Origin of the sequence: Geobacillus sp. WSUCF1, from assembly GCF_000422025.1 — a bacterium.
In the GTDB taxonomy this organism is placed as follows: domain Bacteria; phylum Bacillota; class Bacilli; order Bacillales; family Anoxybacillaceae; genus Geobacillus; species Geobacillus zalihae.
The window spans coordinates 1-1,779 of the sequence record NZ_ATCO01000172.1 but is presented as its reverse complement, the minus strand read 5'-3'; the positions used below and the strand labels follow the sequence as shown (position 1 = coordinate 1,779).

The following is a 1,779-nucleotide window of genomic DNA, read 5'->3' as shown; positions in this document are numbered from 1 at the left end:
CCTCCCTCTAGAAATGTTGATTTATCAAGGCTTTTCGGCCTCTCAGGGGTGTCCAAAAAATATTTTTCGACAAAATCTCTTACATCCTTTTTCAGTTTTGTGGATATCTTACAGACCTAGGGTGCGCTTCGCGGCCACGGCTGGACATATTTTCCTGCCGTGGGAGGAAGCGTATTCGATGCACCCTTTGGATCTCCGCGTCGCTGATGAGGACGAACCCTCCCATGTCTCCGGGCGTCTTCGCGCCAACATTCCCTCGTTCGGTCTCGTCATCAGGCGGAGGCCGGCCAAGCTCCTTTGGGGACTCAAGGTCGAATGGATAAAATCACGCCAGCTTCTCCGGTGTCATCTGGTTGTCCAACGATTCTTCCGTTCGCAGGGGGAGGCCTTAGGCCGCCCGTTGCACTTGGGACAAGACGTCCTGCTTCATTCGCTCCGCGTCAAACGCTTGTTTCTTCGTACAAATCGCAAACAGCACATTCAACAGCTTCCGGCACAAGGCGACGATGGATTGCTTTCCGGTCAGCGGGTTGACGGATCGGGTCGTGTAATATTCATGCAGCTCGCGAAACGCCTCGTTGTGCCGGATCAGCGGAATCATCGCCCGAAACAGCACCGAGCGCAGCCGTTTCCGTCCCCGTTTGGAGATGTGCTTTTGCCCTTTGCGCTGGCCGGAGGAGTTCTCCTTGAGCGTCAGGCCCGCCAACTTCACCAATTGACGCGGGTCCCGATAGTGGGCGAAGCTGCCGATCTCCGCCAGAAGATCGATAATCGTGGCGTCTCCCAACCCGTCGACCGTTTTCAGCCATTGATACTCCATCGTCGTTTGAACCAATGCCTTCAACTCGGCGTCCAGTGCGGCGATCTCCGCCTCCAATTGGCGGTATCGGCGGACGAGCGCGGCGATCTCAAACCGGGCCATCGTCGTCCCTTCCGTCACCCCAATGGAGTCCTTCGCGGCGTTGATCAACGCCTGAATTTTGGCCTTCTGCGGGCATTTCAGCCCTTCGCTTTGCCGGTACACCTCGATGAGCTCCTCGGCGGTCCGACCCGCCATATCGGCCGGAAACGGCGTCCACTCCAACACCGAAAGCGCCGTTTTTCCCAGATCGCGAAACACCGTCCAAAACTCCGGAAAATACCGGTCGGTCCAGCGGATGATCGCATTTTTCACCGCCGTCTGTTCCTTGCGGAGCTTCTCTTTGAGCGTGCTTCCCACGCGCAAATCGGCTTCGATCTCGTGCAGCAGCCGGGGAACGAGGAATCGTCCGTCTTTTGCCAGTCTGGCAATGACCAGGGCGTCTTTGGCGTCGTGTTTCGTCGGCAGGTTGTCATCGAGTTCTTTCGACCGGCACACATGCGCCGGGTTGACCATGACCAACGGGATCCCGTGCTCCTCGAGGAAGTAGGCCAGGTTCAACCAGTAGTGCCCGGTCGGCTCCACCGCGACGATCACCTCTGACTTCCCAAACGCTTGCATCGCCTCCTGAATCGCTTTATACAGCTGCTGAAACCCCTCTTTCGACTGGAAGATCGGGAACGACTTGCGAAGAACGCGCCCCCGGTCATCCACGAAGCAGGCGTAGTGGGTTCGTTTCGCGATATCGATGCCCACGACAAGCGTTTGTTCCGTAACTTGATCAATTTTATAGTTTTGTGTACAATTCATCTGAAGTCCTCCTTGGTATGGTGAGTGATGTGTTTGACACCCCTGCATCATACCAAGAGGGCTTTTTTTGATCAAGTCCCCGGAAAAGCTCCTAACGGGAATGCTCCTTT

General features: G+C 56.0%; 1 protein-coding gene. It reads right to left on the bottom strand.

Going from position 1 to position 1,779, the window contains the following annotated elements; genetic code table 11:
- Positions 1-388: 388 nt before the first annotated feature.
- Positions 389-1,669 (bottom strand): IS110 family transposase, encoded by a 1,281-nt coding sequence (locus I656_RS02135; RefSeq protein WP_014195112.1) that lies wholly within the window; start codon positions 1,667-1,669, stop codon positions 389-391.
- Between the last annotated feature and the right edge of the window lie 110 nt (positions 1,670-1,779).

What these genes read in the sequence shown, in the direction of transcription:
- I656_RS02135 (WP_014195112.1), bottom strand. Translation starts at nt 1,669, where the DNA reads ATGAATTGTACACAAAACTATAAAATTGATCAAGTTACGGAACAAACG.